The organism is uncultured Mucilaginibacter sp. (assembly GCF_937859865.1).
In the GTDB taxonomy this organism is placed as follows: Bacteria; Bacteroidota; Bacteroidia; order Sphingobacteriales; family Sphingobacteriaceae; genus Mucilaginibacter_A.
This window is the reverse complement of record NZ_CALMAT010000018.1, coordinates 68,218-85,845: the sequence shown is the minus strand read 5'-3', so window position 1 is coordinate 85,845 and position 17,628 is coordinate 68,218. Positions and strand designations below refer to the sequence as shown.

Here is a 17,628-nt window from a genome sequence, read left to right as displayed (position 1 = left end):
ATGGTCAGTTTCATTATTCTCAGGAATTTAGGTAAAACGCAGGCTTGGTACCTGCAAATGTTTGCGGTAAACTTTTTGTACATTTGAATGTCGGGTTAATAATTGGTTGTCGAATTGATTGATTACGTTACCTGATATCAGCTTACAGCTGAACAATCATCAGGGGCGGTACGAACGCTTTCTGATGATTTGTATGGTAACTGTTAATTTAATTGTAGTTATTCTATTACAGTTACCCTCCTTCCTTCAATAGTAAAATGTATAGTGCCAGTTAGTTCCAGGTTTTTAAGTAACCCAGATATATTTTTGTATTTTGAAATGCGCCCACCAAATTGTTTATTGGTTAGGTTGCCCTGATAGTTCACATCAATATCATACCATCTTGCGGCAGTACGCATAATACTTTGAATATCAAGATCGTGAAATATAAAAAAGCCGTTTTTCCAGGCTACAGCCTCTTCTATATTAGCAGCCGATATTTTTAAGCCTTTTTTATCAGATTCGGTTGCCTGCTGGCCAGGCAGTAATATCCGCTGCTCATTGTTTTTGGTGATTTTTATTGATCCTTCAAGTAACGTGGCCCTGGCTTCTTCATCATCTTTGTAAGCTTTAACATCAAAGTGGGTACCGAGCACTTCAATTTCAGAATTATTAAATTTAACCCTGAAAGGCCTTTCCTTATTTTTGGCCACTTCAAAGTAAGCTTCGCCTGTAAGTTTAACATCTCTGTTTTTGCCGGTAAAGGCAGACGGAAATTTTAATGAAGATGCCGCGTTAAGCCAAACTTTTGTTCCATCTGGCAATACAAGTTGATACTCTCCGCCGCGTGGGGTGGTTATCGTATTGAAGGATGGCTTTTGCATATTACCGGCGGCAGTTTGAGATACCACATATTCCAACATGCCATCATTTTTCTTTTTTACCGTGATATTTCCCTGCCTGGTAATAGTTCCATTGGCTGCATCATTTAATGAAATCACTTTTCCGTCATCAAGTGTAAGCGTAGCTTTGTTTGAACCTGGGCCAATATCTCGTTTTGCAACGGGTATATTTGTTTGCTTGTTTACAGGTGATTTGGTTTTTAGGAACATACTTCCCGCAACTATTAATAGAATAGCGGCTGCGGCTGACAGCCATTTTAATAAATGAAATCTTGGTTTCAAATAGCCTGTGCGGCTATTTAGTTTGTTAAGTAGCCGTTTGCCGGTTTTTATATTGGCTTTATCTAAATTTTCCGCTGCTGTCGGCAGTTGCAGTTCAAACTCGTCTTGATATAATAAAAGGCTCTTTGCTTCTTCGGAAGTTGCTTCGCCGACCAAAAATTTTTCATAGAGCAATAAATATTGTTCACGTGTCATTTTTGGCAAAAGGTTTTATCGGTCAATAATGGTTTACGTTATTATAGTGTAACATTAATGCAGCGTACACACATAAAACCTGTTTAAATTTTATTTAATAATTCCTATGCTTCTTTTATCACCTAAAAATCATTGGTTTATTATACTTTTTGTATTGATGGAACCTTTAAAAACAAAATTTATAGGCATAAAAGAAGCATTATAAGTTTTCATGATAGAAATTTAAACAAGCCCACAGCTTTTAAAAAAGTATTGCATAAGTTAAACAGTTATCGTTTACCAGCATTTTAACCTCAATATTTGCCTTACAAATCTTGTGTTTGTCTTTATTAACTGTATTTTTACGAACAATTAATAAACCGAAATGGCAAAAAGCACTCCCTGCGATGCCGAATTATGGACAAAAATCTGCAATAACGATTACCGTGCTTTTACAGTGCTTTTCAATCGCTATTGGCTGATCTTATATAAAACAGCAAATTTGTATGTTAAAGATATTGAAGTTTGTGAGGAAATAGTTCTTGATCTGTTCCTAACATTATGGAACAGAAGAAACTATATTGTTATTGATAACCTGCCAAACTATCTCAAAGCATCGGTCAGGTATCAGGTTTATGCCCGTTTAAAAAAAACAAAGAAACCTGCAATCTTGTATGTTGATTCTTATACAGAAGATGCCGGGTCATGGCAGGAAAATGAAGGGCAAGAGAAACTGATTTACGGTGAATTGGAAAACGACATGAATATTTGCCTTGAGCAATTGCCTAGGCGTTGCAGTGAAATTTTTTCGTTAAGCCGAATACAATATTTTAGCAATGAAGAAATTGCGGAACAGTTAGGGATCTCTAAGCGTTCTGTAGAAAATCAGCTTACCCTGGCCTTAAAACACTTGCGCATACATTTTAAAGTTATTGGTGTTTTTTTGGTTAGCTATTGTAGTTTCTTCAAATTATAAACATCCCAAAACACAAACCTTGGTTATTTATAAAAAGGTGCCGGGTTGATCGGCAATTGGATCGTAAACCTAAGTTATTTTCACTATTTTACATACCAACAAGCCGGTTGTAGATATGCGAAATTTCGAATTGCAAAACGATTTCCATTATTAAAAGCCTGTTTAGATTTTGTTCAACTTATTTTCTATGCTTCTTTTAACACATAAAATCTGAAATTTTAAGTACCATTTTCTAACAAATTTATAGGTGTAAAAGAAGCAAACGAATTTATCTGATAGAAATTTAAACAGGCTTTTAGAAGTCGTCAAAGAAAGTTGAGTTATATTGCACTGCTTGAAAATAAAAAATCCTCATAGCAAATTGATTGTCAATTTATTATGAGGATTTAAGGTAGCGGGAGCAGGACTCGAACCTACGACCTTCGGGTTATGAGCCCGACGAGCTACCAACTGCTCCATCCCGCACTGTTTTTAATTTCGTTCCGGCCATAAACTCCGGAAGCCTTTTCAGTATTTCAATTGTTGATATTGTTTCCCTGAATTGGACTGCAAAGATATAATTCGTTTCTTTGCAGTCAAAATATATTTTAACTTATTTTTTCAATGGCTCATCAGGCAGGTTTTATAAGCATCATCGGGAAACCAAACGCAGGGAAATCTACGCTGATGAACGCACTGGTTGGCGAAAAAATGTCGATCATCACCTCCAAAGCCCAAACCACGCGTCATCGTATTTTGGGGATTGTGAACAGCGAAAATTACCAAATTGTTTTTTCAGACACGCCAGGCATCATCAAACCGCATTATGCTTTGCAGGAAAGTATGATGCACCAGGTGGAAGGCTCGATCGTGGATGCGGACTTGATTTTGCTGATGACCGACATCAACGAACAGCACGACGAGCAGGACGTTTTAGAAAAGCTGGAAGGCTCGCTGGCACCGCTGATCGTTCTGATCAATAAAATTGATGAATCGGACGAAGCAACCGTGATGCAAAAAATTGCGTACTGGCAGGAAAAATTGAACCCAAAAGCAGTTTACGCTATTTCGGCTTTGCATATGCAAGACATTGCTTCTTTTATCGGTACAATTTTGGCGTACATGCCGGAGCATCCGCCTTATTACGAAAAAGATTTTTTAACCGACCGCAATGACCGTTTCTTCGCTTCCGAAATTATCCGCGAAAAAATATTTAAAAGCTATAAAAAAGAAATTCCGTACAGCACTGAAGTAATTATTACGGCTTTTAAGGAAGATGAAAAAATATACCGCATCAGTTCGGAAATTATTGTCGAACGCGATTCGCAAAAAAATATCCTGATTGGCCCGGGTGGTGCTATGCTGAAAAAGATCGGCACTTACGCCCGGAAAGACATGGAAGAATTGTTCCAGCATAAAGTTTTCCTGGAAATGTTCGTTAAAGTAATCCCAGACTGGCGCAGCAAAAAAAATTACCTGAAACAGTTTGGATACGAAGATTGATTATCGGTTTCCGGTTGCAAGTTGTGGGTTGCCAGTTCAACCGGAAACAACAGAAACAGATAGGTTGCCATTAAAACCGGCAACAGGCAACCCACAACAGACAACTGAAGAATGAGTAACATAGTAGCCATAGTTGGCCGCCCCAACGTAGGCAAATCCACTTTATATAACCGATTGACCGAGAGCCGCAAAGCCATTGTTGATGACTTTAGCGGCGTAACCCGAGACCGCCATTACGGGCATGCCGAATGGATCAACCGCACTTTTACAGTGATTGATACCGGCGGTTACGTAGCCAATTCGGAAGATGTTTTTGAAGCCGCCATTCGCGAACAAGTGGTGATTGCCATTGAAGAAGCAACCGTAATTTTATTTATGGTTGATGTAACTACCGGCATTACCGATTTGGATGATGAAATTGCAGCTTTGCTCCGCAGAAGCAAAAAACCGGTGCATGTGGTTGTCAATAAGGTTGACAATGCTGCTCGCTATGATGAAACCAGCATTTTTTACAGTTTAGGTTTAGGTGAGATTTTTCCGATTTCTTCCATGACGGGTTCCGGAACGGGAGAGCTGCTGGACGAAGTGGTGAAGGGTTTTGATGATGAAGAAGTTGAAGAAAACGGCCTGCCCAAATTTGCCATTGTTGGCCGCCCGAATGTTGGCAAATCTTCTTTGATCAATTCTTTGATTGGCCAAGACCGGAATATCGTTACGCCGATTGCCGGCACCACGCGCGATTCTATCCACATCCATTACAACCAGTTTGGCCATGATTTTATGCTGATTGATACGGCCGGCCTTCGTAAAAAAACCAAAGTTCACGAAAATATTGAATTCTATTCGGTGATGCGGACCATCAAAGCTTTGGAAGAAGCGGACGTGGTGATGCTGATGATTGACGCGATGGAAGGCATGGAAAGCCAAGACGTGAACATTTTCCACCTCGCCGAAAAGAACAAAAAAGGTGTCGTTATTTTGGTGAACAAGTGGGATTTGATTGAGAAAAACAACAAAACCACTAAAGTTTTTGAGGAACAAATCAAACAAAAACTGGCGCCGTTTACTGATATTCCCATTGTTTTTACTTCGGTTACCGAGAAGCAGCGCATTTTTAAGGCGATAGAAGCAGCAACCAAAGTTTTTGAAAACCGGAAGAAAAAAATCCCGACTTCAAAACTAAACGATGTGATGTTGCCGCTGATCGAAGCTTTTCCGCCGCCATCGCTAAAAGGAAAATTCGTCAAAATTAAATACATAACACAAATTGCAGGCACGTCGCCCATGTTTGCGTTTTTCTGCAATTTGCCGCAATACATCAAAGAACCTTACAAACGTTTTATCGAAAATAAGCTGCGCGAGAATTTTGATTTTAAAGGCGTTCCGGTTCAGATATTTTTTAGGCAGAAGTAATTGTTGATGCTTCTTTTATCGGCATAAAATTTAGGCGATAAAAGAAGCATTTGTTTAATGATCTCCTCCTTTATATATCCACATCGATTGTGTGTCTCCGGCTTTCTTAAACCCACATTTTTCATAAAAGCCAATCGCTTCTCCCTCCGCTACTAAAATTTGTTGATGTAGGTTTCCATATTTTTCTTGAAACTTGTTCAAAATAAGTTTTCCAATTCCTTTACCGTGATAATCAGGATGAACGATAAGATGTGGATAATAAACAACCAAATGACCGTCTGATAGCGCATTCCCGAGTCCTACTAATTTATCATTTTCCCAAGCAGTAACAAATGAATGTGAGTTAAGTAACGCTTTATATAATTCATCAGGTTTTTCGGCAGATGACCATTTGTTAGCTTTATAAATATCAATAATGTCCGATTTGCGAACATTGCTAGTCTCTTTAATTGTAATATTCATATAAAAGATTTTCGGTCCTATAATTTCAAATATAGAAATCGCTAATGGTGTATTAATTTTTTCTGTTTAAAAACCCGCTTTTTATCTGCACATTTTTACTGATTTTTGCACGATAAAAGAAGCATTCCTACATGGAACAAAGAACTACCGAAAAAGACTCAGCCTACAACCATCTGGAGCAAATGCCGCTGCGCGAAATCTTGGAAAGCATCAACAAAGAAGACAAAACGGTGCCTGATGCGGTTGAAAAAGCCATCCCACAAATCGAAAAACTGGCTGCTGCAACGGCAGAAAAAATGCGGAATGGCGGCCGGTTGTTTTATATTGGCGCGGGTACAAGCGGTCGTTTGGGCGTAGTTGATGCTTCCGAATGCCCGCCAACTTTTGGTGTTCCGTTTGATTGGGTAGTTGGTTTGATTGCCGGCGGCGATAAAGCGATCCGCAAAGCGGTAGAATTTGCCGAAGACGATGCCAAACAAGCCTGGAAAGATTTGCAGGAATATCAAATTAATAATCAGGATGTTTTGGTTGGCATTGCCGCTTCCGGTTCTACGCCTTATGTGGTTGGCGGTTTGCAAAAAGCCAATCAGGAAGGCGTAACCACAGGTTGTATCGTTTGCAATTCGGATAGTAAAGTAGCTTCAGAAGCAACATTTCCGGTAGAAATTGTAACCGGGCCGGAATTTTTGACCGGCTCAACCCGAATGAAAGCCGGAACGGCACAAAAACTGGCCTTAAATATGCTGACTACTTCTGTCATGATTCAGTTAGGCCGCGTAAAAGGCAATAAAATGTTCGATATGCAGCTTACCAATCATAAATTGGTTGACCGCGCCGTTAGAATGATTGTAGCAGAAACAGGTTTGGACGAAGAAAAAGCATCAGCATTATTAAAACAATACGGAAGCGTGCTTACTGCGGTGGCCCATGCTTCTTTTACCCATAAAAATTAAGTAAGCCTGGTTTTTATCAGGAAACAGAATATGCACGAAATTGAACCTTATTATAAATGGCGCGATGATTATGTGGCATCGGAGGATGAACGTTCGCCGTTTTACGAAACCCAATACAACGAATTTGAGTTTGATAAACAGGTGTACAACTACCTGCTGCACCCGCAGTGGGATTCTTTCGGCTCCAACACGTTGTATTTAAAAGTGCTTTATGCGGATTACGATCTGGGTTTTACCATCATTGAATTGATTGGCGAATGGAACGATGCGATTGACAACGACATTATGCTTTTAAAACGCGAAATTTTGGAACTGATGATGGACGAAGGCATCAACCATTTTATCCTAATCGGCGAGAATGTACTTAATTTCCACACTTCGGATGATTCGTATTACGAAGAATGGTTTCAGGAAGTGGAAGACGGCTGGGTTGCAGGTATCAACTTTCGCGAACACGTGCTGGAAGAATTTAAACAAAGCAATATAGACTATTACATTAACTTTGGCGGCGGCCTGGAAAACATCAACTGGCGCGCTTTAAAACCGGTACAACTCTTCCAAAAAGTGGAAGACCAACTGCAAAAACGATTAAATTAAATCAAACTTTTCTTTGTAAAAACAGTCTAACATTCAAACAAAAAATAAATGGAAACTCAAAAAACGAATTACGATTATAAAAATGTGATCCAACTAAGCGGAACAGAAGACACCACGCGCAAATTTATGGCAAATGTGTTTATGTGGATGTTTGTAGCGCTGGGGATTTCGGCTTTATGTGCTTATTTTTTCTCTCATGACCAAGCTTTGCTGCAAACGCTTTTTAATACTGAAACCCAATCACGTACAACTTTTGGAACGATTGTAGTTTTTGCGCCACTGGCTTTTGTACTGGTTATGTCTTTCGGAATCAATAAATTATCTTATCCCGTACTGCTGCTTTTATTCATTGCTTTTTCAGCATTATTTGGCATCAGTTTAAGCTTTATCTTTTTGGTTTATACCTCGGCTTTAATTGGCAACGTGTTTTTGGTTACATCCTTGGTTTTTGGGGTAATGGCTGTTGCAGGTTACACAACCAATACTGATTTAACCAAATTTGGCTCCCTGATGATTATGGGTTTGTTCGGTATCATCATTGCTTCCATTGTCAATTTCTTTATGCACAGCCAGCAAATGGAATACATCATCAGTTACATTGGCGTAGCTGTTTTTGTAGGCTTAACTGCTTATGATGTGCAACGGTTAAAACGGATTGGTGAAGGAATCGAATACGGAACTGCCTCTGCCGGTAAAATGGCCATTATGGGCGCACTGACTTTGTACCTTGATTTTATCAACCTTTTCCTGATGCTGCTGCGTGTTTTTGGCGGCAGAAGAAGGTAAGATACTGTTTTTATCATATAAAAAGCCCTGTCGCCAAAAACACGACAGGGCTTTTTTATTGCACCTTGCTGTTTGAAAATTACCGCTTTATTGTGCAACTTTGCACCTGCTTATGGAGAAAGACGGAGGGATTAGACCCTGCGATGTCTTGGCAACCTGTACTTACAAGGTGCTACATTCTACTCAAACCCAAACTTTGCGGTTGGAGACAGATAAGCGAAAGAGGAACCCAGGACCGAATTTCGAGATAAGCTTTTTAAGTTTCCAATTGTGAGTTGCCGGTTTAAACTGACAACTGGCAACCCGCAACCAACAAACCCATGAATATCGAACAAGAATTACAAAAACGTATCCTGATTATTGACGGCGCGATGGGCACCATGATCCAGCGTTACCAGTTGGAGGAAAATGATTTCCGCGGAGAACGTTTCCGCGATCACCATTCCGATTTAAAAGGTAACAACGATTTGCTAAATATTACGCGTCCGGATATCATCAGAGCCATTCATGCCGAATATTTGGATGCCGGTGCCGATATTATCGAAACCAATACTTTTAGTACGCAACGCATTTCTTTGGCCGATTACCATCTGGAAGAATTAGCTTACGAATTGAGTTTTGAGGGTGCAAAAATAGCACGCGAAGTTGCGGATGAATACACTAAAAAAAATCCTGAAAAACCTCGTTTTGTGGCTGGTGCAATCGGCCCGACAAATCGTACGGCTTCACTTTCTCCTGATGTTAACGACCCAGGTTATCGTGCCGTAACTTTTGATGACCTTGCCGAAGCTTATTACGAACAGGTGCGCGGTTTGGTAGATGGTGGTTCGGATGTACTTTTGGTAGAAACTATTTTTGATACGCTCAACGCCAAAGCAGCTTTGTTTGCCATTAACCGCTATGCTTCTTTTACCGGCAAAAAATTGCCCATCATGATTTCCGGGACGATTACGGATGCTTCCGGCCGCACACTTTCCGGGCAAACGGTTGAAGCTTTTTGGAATTCGATCCGTCATGCCAATTTGCTTTCTGTCGGTTTAAATTGCGCACTTGGCGCAAAAGATATGCGGCCGCATTTGGAAGAGCTTTCACAAAAAGCAGATGTTTATATTTCGGCTTATCCAAACGCCGGTTTGCCCAACGAGTTTGGTGCTTATGATGAAGTTCCGCATGAAACGGCACATTTGGTGGAAGATTTTTTGCAAGCCGGATTCGTCAACATCGTTGGTGGCTGTTGCGGAACCACGCCGGAACACATTAGATGTATTGCCGAAAAAGCAGCAAAATATCCGCCGCGACAAAAACCAGTTATCGAACCATTTATGCATTTAAGCGGTTTGGAAGCAGTTACCATTACGCCCGAAAGTATTTTTGTAAATGTTGGCGAACGGACCAATATTACCGGTTCGCCCAAATTCTCTAAACTGATTTTAGCGGAGAATTATGAAGAAGCTTTAACCGTTGCACGTCAGCAGGTGGAAGGCGGCGCGCAGGTAATAGATATCAACATGGATGAAGGCATGATTGATTCGGAAGCTGTGATGGTGAAATTTTTAAACCTCGTTGCTTCGGAACCAGATATTTCTAAACTGCCGATCATGGTGGATTCATCCAAATGGAGCGTGATTGAAGCCGGCTTAAAATGTTTGCAGGGAAAAGGGATCGTCAATTCCATCTCCTTAAAAGAAGGCGAAGAAAAATTTAAAGAATACGCACGTAAAATCATGAATTACGGCGCTGCTGCCGTGGTAATGGCTTTTGATGAAAAGGGACAGGCCGATAATTATGAACGCCGGATTGAGATCTGTAAAAGAAGCTATGGTATTTTGGTTGATGAGTTGGGTTTTCCGCCGCAGGACATCATCTTCGACCCAAACATTTTAACCGTTGCAACCGGTTTGGAAGAGCACAATAATTACGCGGTTGATTTTATCAATGCCACGCGCTGGATCAAACAAAACCTGCCAATGGCTAAAGTTAGCGGTGGTGTAAGTAACATTTCGTTTTCCTTCCGGGGAAATAATGTGGTTCGAGAGGCAATGCACTCGGCTTTCCTTTACCACGCGATCCAAGCCGGAATGGATATGGGCATTGTAAACGCCGGAATGCTGGAAGTTTACGAGCAGATCCCGAAAGATTTACTGGAGCTGGTAGAAGATGTTTTGCTGAACCGAAGACCTGATGCGACAGAAAGATTGGTAGAATTTGCCGATAAAGTAAAAAGCAAAGGAAAAGAAATAGTGCGCGATGAAGAATGGCGCAAAGCTCCGGTGGAAAAACGGCTTTCGCACGCTTTGGTAAAAGGCATTATCGAATATTTGGATGCCGATGTAGAGGAAGCACGCCAACAAGCCGATAAACCGTTGGAAGTGATTGAAGGGCCGTTAATGAATGGCATGAACATCGTTGGCGATTTGTTTGGTGCCGGAAAAATGTTTTTGCCGCAAGTTGTAAAATCTGCCCGCGTGATGAAAAAAGCGGTTGCTTATTTGCTGCCTTTTATTGAAGCAGAAAAAGCACGTGTTATTTCTTCCGGAGAAGGTGTAGGCGATGAGCGCAAAAATGCCGGCAAAGTATTAATGGCGACGGTAAAAGGCGATGTACACGACATCGGCAAAAACATTGTTGGCGTAGTTTTGGCCTGCAACAATTTTGAAGTGATTGATTTGGGCGTGATGGTTCCGGCGCAACGCATCTTGGAAGAAGCCAAAAAGCAAAAAGTAGATATTATCGGATTGAGCGGACTGATTACGCCTTCGCTGGACGAAATGGTGCATTTTGCCAAAGAAATGGAACGCGAAGGTTTAACCATTCCGCTGATTGTTGGCGGCGCAACCACTTCCCGTATTCATGCGGCGGTTAAAATTGATCCGAATTATTCCGGCCCGGCCATCCACGTTTTGGATGCTTCGCGAAGTGTAACCGTTTGCAGCAGTTTGATGAACAAAGAAAAGCGCGGTGAATATATCATCGGCATTAAAGAGGAATACGCCAAAGCACGCGAAGCACATTTAAACAAACGTGTGGACAAGAAATTTATGCCGATAAAAGAAGCATCGGCACAAAAGTTCCAAATCAGTGTGGATGGAGATATCGCGCCAAAACCAACTTTCCTCGGCACAAAAACAATCAAAGATTTCCCGCTGAAAAATTTGCTTCCTTATATTGATTGGACACCGTTTTTCCATACCTGGGAACTGCGCGGCAGCTATCCTAAAATATTTAATGATCCGTTTGTTGGTGCCGAAGCCAAAAAATTGTTTGATGATGCGCAGGTTTTACTTTGGGAAATTGTATCAAAAAAATTGTTGCAGGCAAACGCCGTAATTGGGTTCTGGCCGGCAAACGCAGTAGGCGATGATATTGAATTATATACAGATGAATCCCGCACCAAAGTTTTAGATACTATTTACACGTTGCGCCAACAGGCCGAAAAACCAAAAGGCGAACCTTATTACGCGCTTGCTGATTTTATCGCCCAAAAAGATACCGGTATTGCTGATTATTGGGGAGGATTTGCCGTAACAGCAGGTTTAGGTTGTGATGAACTGGTGGCCAAGTTTGAAGCAGACCACGATGATTACAACAGCATCATGGCCAAAGCTTTAGCTGATCGTTTGGCAGAAGCTTTTGCAGAGAAAATGCACGAGTTGGTTCGCCGCGAGTATTGGGGTTATGCCAAAGACGAGCATTTGAGCAGCGATGACATGATTAAGGAAAAATACCAGGGCATTCGTCCGGCTCCGGGTTATCCAGCCTGTCCAGATCATACCGAAAAATGGACTTTATTTAAGCTGCTTGATGCTGAAAAAAACACAGGCATCTACTTGACCGAAAGTTTAGCCATGATGCCGGCTTCTTCGGTTAGCGGTTTTTACTTTGCGCATCCTCAATCTAAATATTTTGGTTTGGGGAAGATTACAAAGGAACAAGTTGAAGATTACGCAGAACGTAAAAATATGCCGATAAACGAAGTAGAACGATGGTTGAGTCCGAATTTAGGATATTGAGAAGAGCGAAGAAGAAAGAGCGAGGATACGACTATTGTAAGCCTATCATTTCAATAATTTAAAATGACTTTTACAGATTTGGATGCTTGGAAAGAAGCAAGAGCTTTAGTTAAAATAGTTTATACCTGCATTGAACGTTTTCCTAAAGAGGAAGTTTACGGTTTGCAATCACAGATTAAAAGGGCTGCAATTTCCATTCCATCAAACATAGCAGAAGGTTGCGGTCGTAATCATCCAAAAAATATGATGCGCTTTTATTATATCGCCCGTGGATCTGCTTATGAATTAGAAACGCAACTTTATCTTTCCCTCGACCTAAATTTTATTGATGAAACCGAACTGAAACCCATGTTAGAAAAATTAAAGAAAATTAGAGTTTTGTTGGCAGGTCTTATAAATTATCAAAGTAATCAACTCAACAAATAGTCATATCCTTTTCCGCGCTCAAAAACGCACGCAAATTAACAACCATATATATCCTTTTTCCTCGCTCTCCGCTCTTATAAACTCATGAAAATTACTGAACATATTAAAAATGCCAACGGCAAAACACTTTTTTCTTTCGAACTTTTACCACCTATAAAAGGACATGGCATACAGGGAATTTTTGATGCCATTGATCCGCTGATGGAACTGAACCCGCCGTTTATTGATGTAACTACTTCGCGCGAAGACCACTTTTACAAAGAACGCGGAAACGGTTTGCTGGAAAAAGTAACTTACCGGAAACGGCCGGGAACCGTTGCTGTTTGTGCGGCAATTATGAACCGGTACAAGGTAGATGCCGTGCCGCATTTGTTGTGCGGCGGGTTTACCAAAGAAGAAACGGAATACGCCCTGATTGATTTGCAATTCCTGGGCATTGATAATGTATTGGTTTTGCGTGGCGATGCGCGAAAAGGAGACGCAGGTTTTGTCCCAACGCCCGGCGGACATACTTATGCAACCGAGTTGTTGGAACAAGTAATCAACATGAACAAGGGTAAATACCTGCACGATGAATACGAAGCTGTTAAAACTGATTTTTGTGTGGGCATTGCGGCTTATCCCGAAAAACATTTTGAAGCGCCAAATTTAAAATCCGACTTTCAATTCTTGAAAAAGAAAGCAGATGCCGGTGCCGGTTTTATGGTTACGCAAATGTTTTTCGACAACAATAAGTACCGCGAATTTGTAAAATGCTGCCGCGAAAACGATATTAATATCCCAATTATTCCCGGTTTAAAACCGCTCACCACTTCCAAGCAATTGATCAGCCTGCCTAAAATTTTCCATATTGATATCCCCGAAGATTTAAGCGATGCCGTACAAGCCTGCACCAACGAAAAAGATGTAAAAGAAGTTGGGATTGAGTGGATGATCCAACAATGCAAAGAACTGGTGGAAATGGGCGCACCTGTTTTGCATTTTTATACGATGGGAAATGCGGAACCTACAAAACGGATTGCAAAAGCGGTGTTTTGAGGAATGCTTCTTTTACCCTATAAAAATTGGTGTCAGATTTTACAAAACGTTCAAATCTTTTAACGCTTTTTCCAATTCTTCTGCCGAAGTAAAACGGATGGATTGGATACTTAATTCCCGCGCAGCTTCCACGTTTCTTAAATTATCATCGATAAAAACAGCATCGGCCGGATTTACTTGATAACGGTCAAATAAAATCTGGAAAAAGGCAGCTTCCGGTTTTCTGATGCCTTCATCACCAGAAACCACAATACCATCAAACCAGTTTAAAAAATCAAACTGGCGCAACGCAATCGGGAAAAGTTCTGACGACCAATTGGTTAACGCGTAAAACTTATACTTTCCGGTTGCTCTTAGTTTTTTAAAGATTTCTACCGAACCTTCGATTGCGCCATCAAGCATTTCTTCCCACCGGCCATAATAGGCTTCAATTTCTGTTTTATGTTGCGGGAATTCTTCGATCAACGCTTTGGTCCCGGCTTCCAAACTTCGCCCGGCATCCTGCTCTTCGTTCCAGGTCAGCGTGCAAATATTTTCCAGAAAATGGTTGGTTTTTTCTTCGGAGTCAAATAACTTGTTGTACAAGAGTTTCGGGTCCCAGTTGATTAAAACGTTGCCTAAATCGAAGATGATGGTGTTGAACATGGAATACTACTCAATAAAAGTTTTTAAAAATTCTTGTGGAGAATAAATTGGCAGGGAAGGAATGGCTTGCTTTTGAAATTGCTGATCTTGGGTAATTACGAAATTTAAATCGTGCTGTAAAGCTGTGTAGTATTGTAAAGCATCTTCCACATCAGTCATCTTAGAAGATAAAGCCAGGACAGCAGTTTTATGGTTACAATCTATTACTGTTGAATTGTCTAAAAAATCTAAAAGCAATGCTTTTGAAACAGCAGATCCCAATATTTTTTTTGTGTAGTAGGCTGTGATATGCAGAATAGCCGGAGTTACAAAAACTTTAAAACGATTGTTGAAAATACCATCAAATAGTTTTTCGGTGATTTCAAATTCTCCTCTTTTTAAAAAAAAGTCTATCAAAACGTTTGCATCTAACAAGACTTTAAAAGCCATATTTAGCTGCATTATCTTCATAGTACTTCTTCTTCAAATCAACACCCTTATTCAAATCTTCCGGTACTTTTAGATTTTTAACCATATCCAAAAATGCTGGTCTTTTAGCGGGCTTTGTTAATTGTTTAAAATAATCTTCCACTAATTCTGAAATACTAACCTGCTTTTCTGCAGCATATGATTTGATTTCCAAAAGCAAATCTTTTTCAATAGTAAGGTTAACTTTACTTTTCATATTCAAATATACGCACTATTATTTTTGATGCGTATATTATTCATACTTCTTTTACCACTAAAAAATTTAGATTGAAGTCCCTTTCTCTGCCAATAAATAGGCCTTAAAAGAAGCATAATCAATTCCAAGCGCATCTACTTTTTTCGGTTTTCCTTCCAGTTCAAGCACTTGTTCCGGGATTTCAATTTCCGCAGCAATCTCCTCCGAAAAAACATCCGGGAATTTACACGGGTGTGCCGTGGCCAAAAACACGCCGGTATTTTCCTGCTGCGGATGCTGTTTTTGCCATTCATCCAGCGCACGAAAAGCAATGGCTGTATGCGGACAAACTACATAATTATACAACCGGTAAACTTCTTCGATTGCGGCTGCGGTTTGCACATTATCAAAACTAAAACCACTTACCAATTTTGTGATGGCGGTTTGATCTTCCCGGAACAAATCCATAATGCGTGCCCAGTTGCTGGGATTTCCAACATCCATTGCATTAGAAATGGTAGCAACAGAAGGTTTAGGCTGATAAATGCCGCCGTTTAAAAACGTGGGAACGGTATCGTTTGCATTGGTTGCAGCGATGAAATGTTTAACCGGCAAACCCATTTTCCAGGCTAATAAACCTGCGCCAATATTGCCGAAGTTTCCGCTGGGAACAGAAAAAACAACATCGGTTTTACCTTCACGCTGCAACTGTGCAACGGCATTGAAATAATAAAAAGTTTGCGGGATTAAACGGGAAATATTAATGGAATTAGCCGAAGTCAACCGAAATTTCTCATTCAGTTCTGCATCTACAAAAGCCTGTTTTACCAATGCCTGGCAATCATCAAAAGTGCCGTCAACTTCAATGGCACGGATGTTTTGTCCGTTGGTTGTTAACTGCAATTCCTGGATTGCACTCACTTTTCCTTTCGGGTACAAAATCGTAACCAAAGTATTCGGAACGCCCAAAAAACCCAAAGCAACTGCGCCGCCGGTATCGCCGGATGTGGCCACCAAAACGTTCAGTTCTTTTTCGCCTTCGCGGAGAAAATAAGCCATTACGCGACTCATAAATCTCGCCCCAAAATCTTTAAAAGCCAGCGATGGTCCGTGGAAAAGCTCCAGCACATATTTATTTTCTTCCAGTTTTACAACCGGCGCCGGGAAATTAATCGCATCATTAATAATCGCTTTTAAATCTTCGGCAGGAATAATGCCTTGTAAGAGATGATCTGCAACGCGAAAAGCTATTTCCGGCAACTCATACTGTTGCAGGTTTTCCAAAAAATCATCCGGTAAACGAAGTATGTCCACCGGCATGTACAAGCCTTTATCCTGCGGCAAACTGTTAAAAACAGCTTCCTGGAAACTAACTTCGTGCTTTTTATTATTGGTACTGTAGAGTTTCATTTTTTGAATTGAAAAGAGCGGAGAGCGAGGAAAAAAGATCGTAGCCGCAATTGAATTAATTTAATATAATCGGCCCGTTATCATTTATAGGTGATACATACGTTTGACTTTTAATTTGTAAAGAAGCCAAATGTTTCGCTATTTTTTGGGTGATAAAAGAAGCATCGGCTTCGGTTTTGGTAAAAGCAAAAACCGAAGGCCCGGAACCGGAAATCCCGAAACTTATTGCACCGCTTTCCATCGCCATTTCGCGCATTTTGTAAAAATCCGGGATTAAAATAGAACGGACAGGTTCTACCAAAATATCTTTCATGCTGCGGCCGATTAGGTCAATATCTTTCAAAAACAAACCGCTAACCAAACCGGCAATATTGCCCCATTGCGTTACGGCATCTTTTAAAAATACTTTCTGGCGGATCATTTGCCGCGCATCTCTTGTCGGCACGTCAACTTCTGGGAAAATGATGGCGCAATACAAGCTTTCGGGGTGCGGCAAACAAATAATTTCCAACGGTTCATAACTTCTGATCAGCACAAAACCGCCTAACAAAGCCGGTGCAACGTTATCGGCATGACCGTAACCGCACGCCAACTCCTCGCCTTTCATGGCAAAAGGAACCAGTTCTTGTTGTGTCAAAGGCTGATCCAACAAATTATTTATCGCAAACAAACCCGCAACCGTACTGGCCGAACTGGAACCCAATCCGCTGCCAATCGGCATTTTTTTATGCAGTTCGATTTCGATGCCTAAATCCGGCTGACCAATATGATCCAGATAATGTTTTACACTTGCGCTAACCGTATTTTTTGTGGCATCCAAAGGCAAACGGCCGTCGTCGCCGGTAATTTTTGTGATGGTGATGCCTGGTTTTTCTACCTTGCGCATCACCACTTCATCACCCGGCGCGTTTACGGCGAAACCAAGGACATCAAAACCGCAAACTACATTGGCAACGGTGGCCGGAGCAAATACTTTTATGGAATCTTTCATTTTTTTTAAAAGAGCGGGGATCGAAGATAAAGGATCGGACTTTAAAGTTTAGTTTTTTAATGCGCCCCAACATTTACCAGATCAGCAAAAACACCGGCAGCGGTAACTTCGGCACCGGCACCCGGACCTTTGACCACCAACGGCCGTTCTTTGTAACGTTCTGTGGTGAAGGAAATCACGTTATCGCTGCCCGAAAGCGAGTAAAAAGCATGATTTGCATCTACTTGTTGTAAAGTAATCGAAACTTGTCCGTTTTCCAGTTTTCCAATATAACGCAGCACTTTGCCGTTACTTTCGGCTGCTGTTTTTATGCCGTTAAAAAAAGCATCTTCCGCTTTTAAAGCTTCGTAAAATTCGGCTACGGTGCCAGCTTCGATTGCTGTTTTTGGCAGCATATTTTCCAATTGTACGTCGCTTGCTTCCAACGGATAACCGGCATCGCGCGCCAGAATCAGCATT

General features: G+C 40.9%; 16 protein-coding genes, 1 tRNA gene, 1 pseudogene and 1 riboswitch (1 of these 19 only partly in view). Of the genes and pseudogenes, 9 read left to right on the top strand and 9 right to left on the bottom strand.

Translation table 11 applies throughout. From position 1 onward, the window contains the following. Positions 1-218: 218 nt before the first annotated feature. Positions 219-1,358, bottom strand: a complete 1,140-nt coding sequence (locus Q0192_RS02440) for a FecR family protein (RefSeq protein ID WP_299285542.1) — start codon at positions 1,356-1,358, stop codon at positions 219-221. Between the two features lie 364 nt (positions 1,359-1,722). Between Q0192_RS02440 and Q0192_RS02435 the strand changes: the two genes are divergently transcribed. Then, on the top strand, positions 1,723-2,313 hold the full coding sequence (locus Q0192_RS02435) for a sigma-70 family RNA polymerase sigma factor (protein WP_299285539.1): 591 nt from the start codon (positions 1,723-1,725) through the stop codon (positions 2,311-2,313). Between the two features lie 392 nt (positions 2,314-2,705). Here the strand turns inward: Q0192_RS02435 and Q0192_RS02430 are convergent. Then, positions 2,706-2,778 (bottom strand) — tRNA-Met (locus Q0192_RS02430). Between the two features lie 138 nt (positions 2,779-2,916). Here Q0192_RS02430 and era point away from each other — a divergent pair. Together era and der are read left to right on the top strand one after the other, a co-directional pair. Then, positions 2,917-3,795 (top strand): GTPase Era, encoded by an 879-nt coding sequence (era, locus tag Q0192_RS02425; protein WP_299285536.1) that lies wholly within the window; start codon positions 2,917-2,919, stop codon positions 3,793-3,795. A 111-nt stretch (positions 3,796-3,906) separates the two neighbouring features. After that, a complete protein-coding gene (der, locus tag Q0192_RS02420) occupies positions 3,907-5,208 on the top strand; it encodes a ribosome biogenesis GTPase Der (RefSeq protein ID WP_299285533.1) in 1,302 nt (433 codons plus the stop codon). Positions 5,209-5,262: 54 nt separating this feature from the next. On the opposite strand, the gene Q0192_RS02415 is transcribed toward der, so the two are convergent. Continuing rightward, complete coding sequence (locus Q0192_RS02415; RefSeq protein ID WP_299285530.1) at positions 5,263-5,670, bottom strand: GNAT family N-acetyltransferase; 408 nt, start codon at positions 5,668-5,670, stop codon at positions 5,263-5,265. Positions 5,671-5,801: 131 nt separating this feature from the next. Between Q0192_RS02415 and murQ the strand changes: the two genes are divergently transcribed. The 6 genes from murQ to Q0192_RS02385 all read left to right on the top strand — a co-directional run bounded on the left by murQ (position 5,802) and on the right by Q0192_RS02385 (position 13,480). Next, positions 5,802-6,623 carry an N-acetylmuramic acid 6-phosphate etherase gene (gene murQ / locus Q0192_RS02410; RefSeq protein WP_299285527.1) on the top strand — a complete coding sequence of 274 codons (822 nt, stop codon included), beginning with the start codon at positions 5,802-5,804 and terminating at the stop codon, positions 6,621-6,623. A gap of 30 nt (positions 6,624-6,653) precedes the next feature. Continuing rightward, complete coding sequence (locus Q0192_RS02405) at positions 6,654-7,220, top strand: hypothetical protein (RefSeq protein WP_299285524.1); 567 nt, start codon at positions 6,654-6,656, stop codon at positions 7,218-7,220. A 48-nt stretch (positions 7,221-7,268) separates the two neighbouring features. Then, a complete protein-coding gene (locus Q0192_RS02400) occupies positions 7,269-8,006 on the top strand; it encodes a Bax inhibitor-1/YccA family protein (protein ID WP_299285521.1) in 738 nt (245 codons plus the stop codon). A gap of 107 nt (positions 8,007-8,113) precedes the next feature. Next, a riboswitch (SAM riboswitch) is annotated at positions 8,114-8,225 on the top strand. Positions 8,226-8,326: 101 nt separating this feature from the next. After that, positions 8,327-12,016 (top strand): methionine synthase, encoded by a 3,690-nt coding sequence (gene metH / locus Q0192_RS02395; RefSeq protein ID WP_299285518.1) that lies wholly within the window; start codon positions 8,327-8,329, stop codon positions 12,014-12,016. A gap of 63 nt (positions 12,017-12,079) precedes the next feature. Then, a complete protein-coding gene (locus Q0192_RS02390) occupies positions 12,080-12,442 on the top strand; it encodes a four helix bundle protein (protein WP_299285515.1) in 363 nt (120 codons plus the stop codon). Between the two features lie 84 nt (positions 12,443-12,526). After that, positions 12,527-13,480 (top strand): methylenetetrahydrofolate reductase, encoded by a 954-nt coding sequence (locus tag Q0192_RS02385; RefSeq protein WP_299285512.1) that lies wholly within the window; start codon positions 12,527-12,529, stop codon positions 13,478-13,480. Positions 13,481-13,519: 39 nt separating this feature from the next. Here the strand turns inward: Q0192_RS02385 and Q0192_RS02380 are convergent, their stop codons facing one another. The 6 genes and pseudogenes from Q0192_RS02380 to thrA all read right to left on the bottom strand — a co-directional run. Then, entirely contained in the window at positions 13,520-14,125 is a 606-nt protein-coding gene (locus tag Q0192_RS02380; RefSeq protein ID WP_299285509.1) for an HAD family phosphatase, read from the bottom strand. Positions 14,126-14,131: 6 nt separating this feature from the next. Next, a complete protein-coding gene (locus Q0192_RS02375; RefSeq protein WP_299285506.1) occupies positions 14,132-14,554 on the bottom strand; it encodes a PIN domain-containing protein in 423 nt (140 codons plus the stop codon). Continuing rightward, on the bottom strand, positions 14,544-14,789 hold the full coding sequence (locus tag Q0192_RS02370; protein WP_299285503.1) for a DUF6364 family protein: 246 nt from the start codon (positions 14,787-14,789) through the stop codon (positions 14,544-14,546). The genes Q0192_RS02375 and Q0192_RS02370 overlap by 11 nt, the downstream gene beginning before the upstream one ends. A 66-nt stretch (positions 14,790-14,855) precedes the next feature. Continuing rightward, on the bottom strand, positions 14,856-16,178 hold the full coding sequence (gene thrC / locus Q0192_RS02365; protein ID WP_299285500.1) for a threonine synthase: 1,323 nt from the start codon (positions 16,176-16,178) through the stop codon (positions 14,856-14,858). A gap of 55 nt (positions 16,179-16,233) precedes the next feature. Next, entirely contained in the window at positions 16,234-17,169 is a 936-nt protein-coding gene (locus Q0192_RS02360; protein WP_299285497.1) for a homoserine kinase, read from the bottom strand. 56 nt (positions 17,170-17,225) lie between these two features. Next, positions 17,226-17,628 (bottom strand): annotated as a pseudogene (gene thrA, locus Q0192_RS02355) (bifunctional aspartate kinase/homoserine dehydrogenase I); it runs 2,021 nt beyond the window's last position.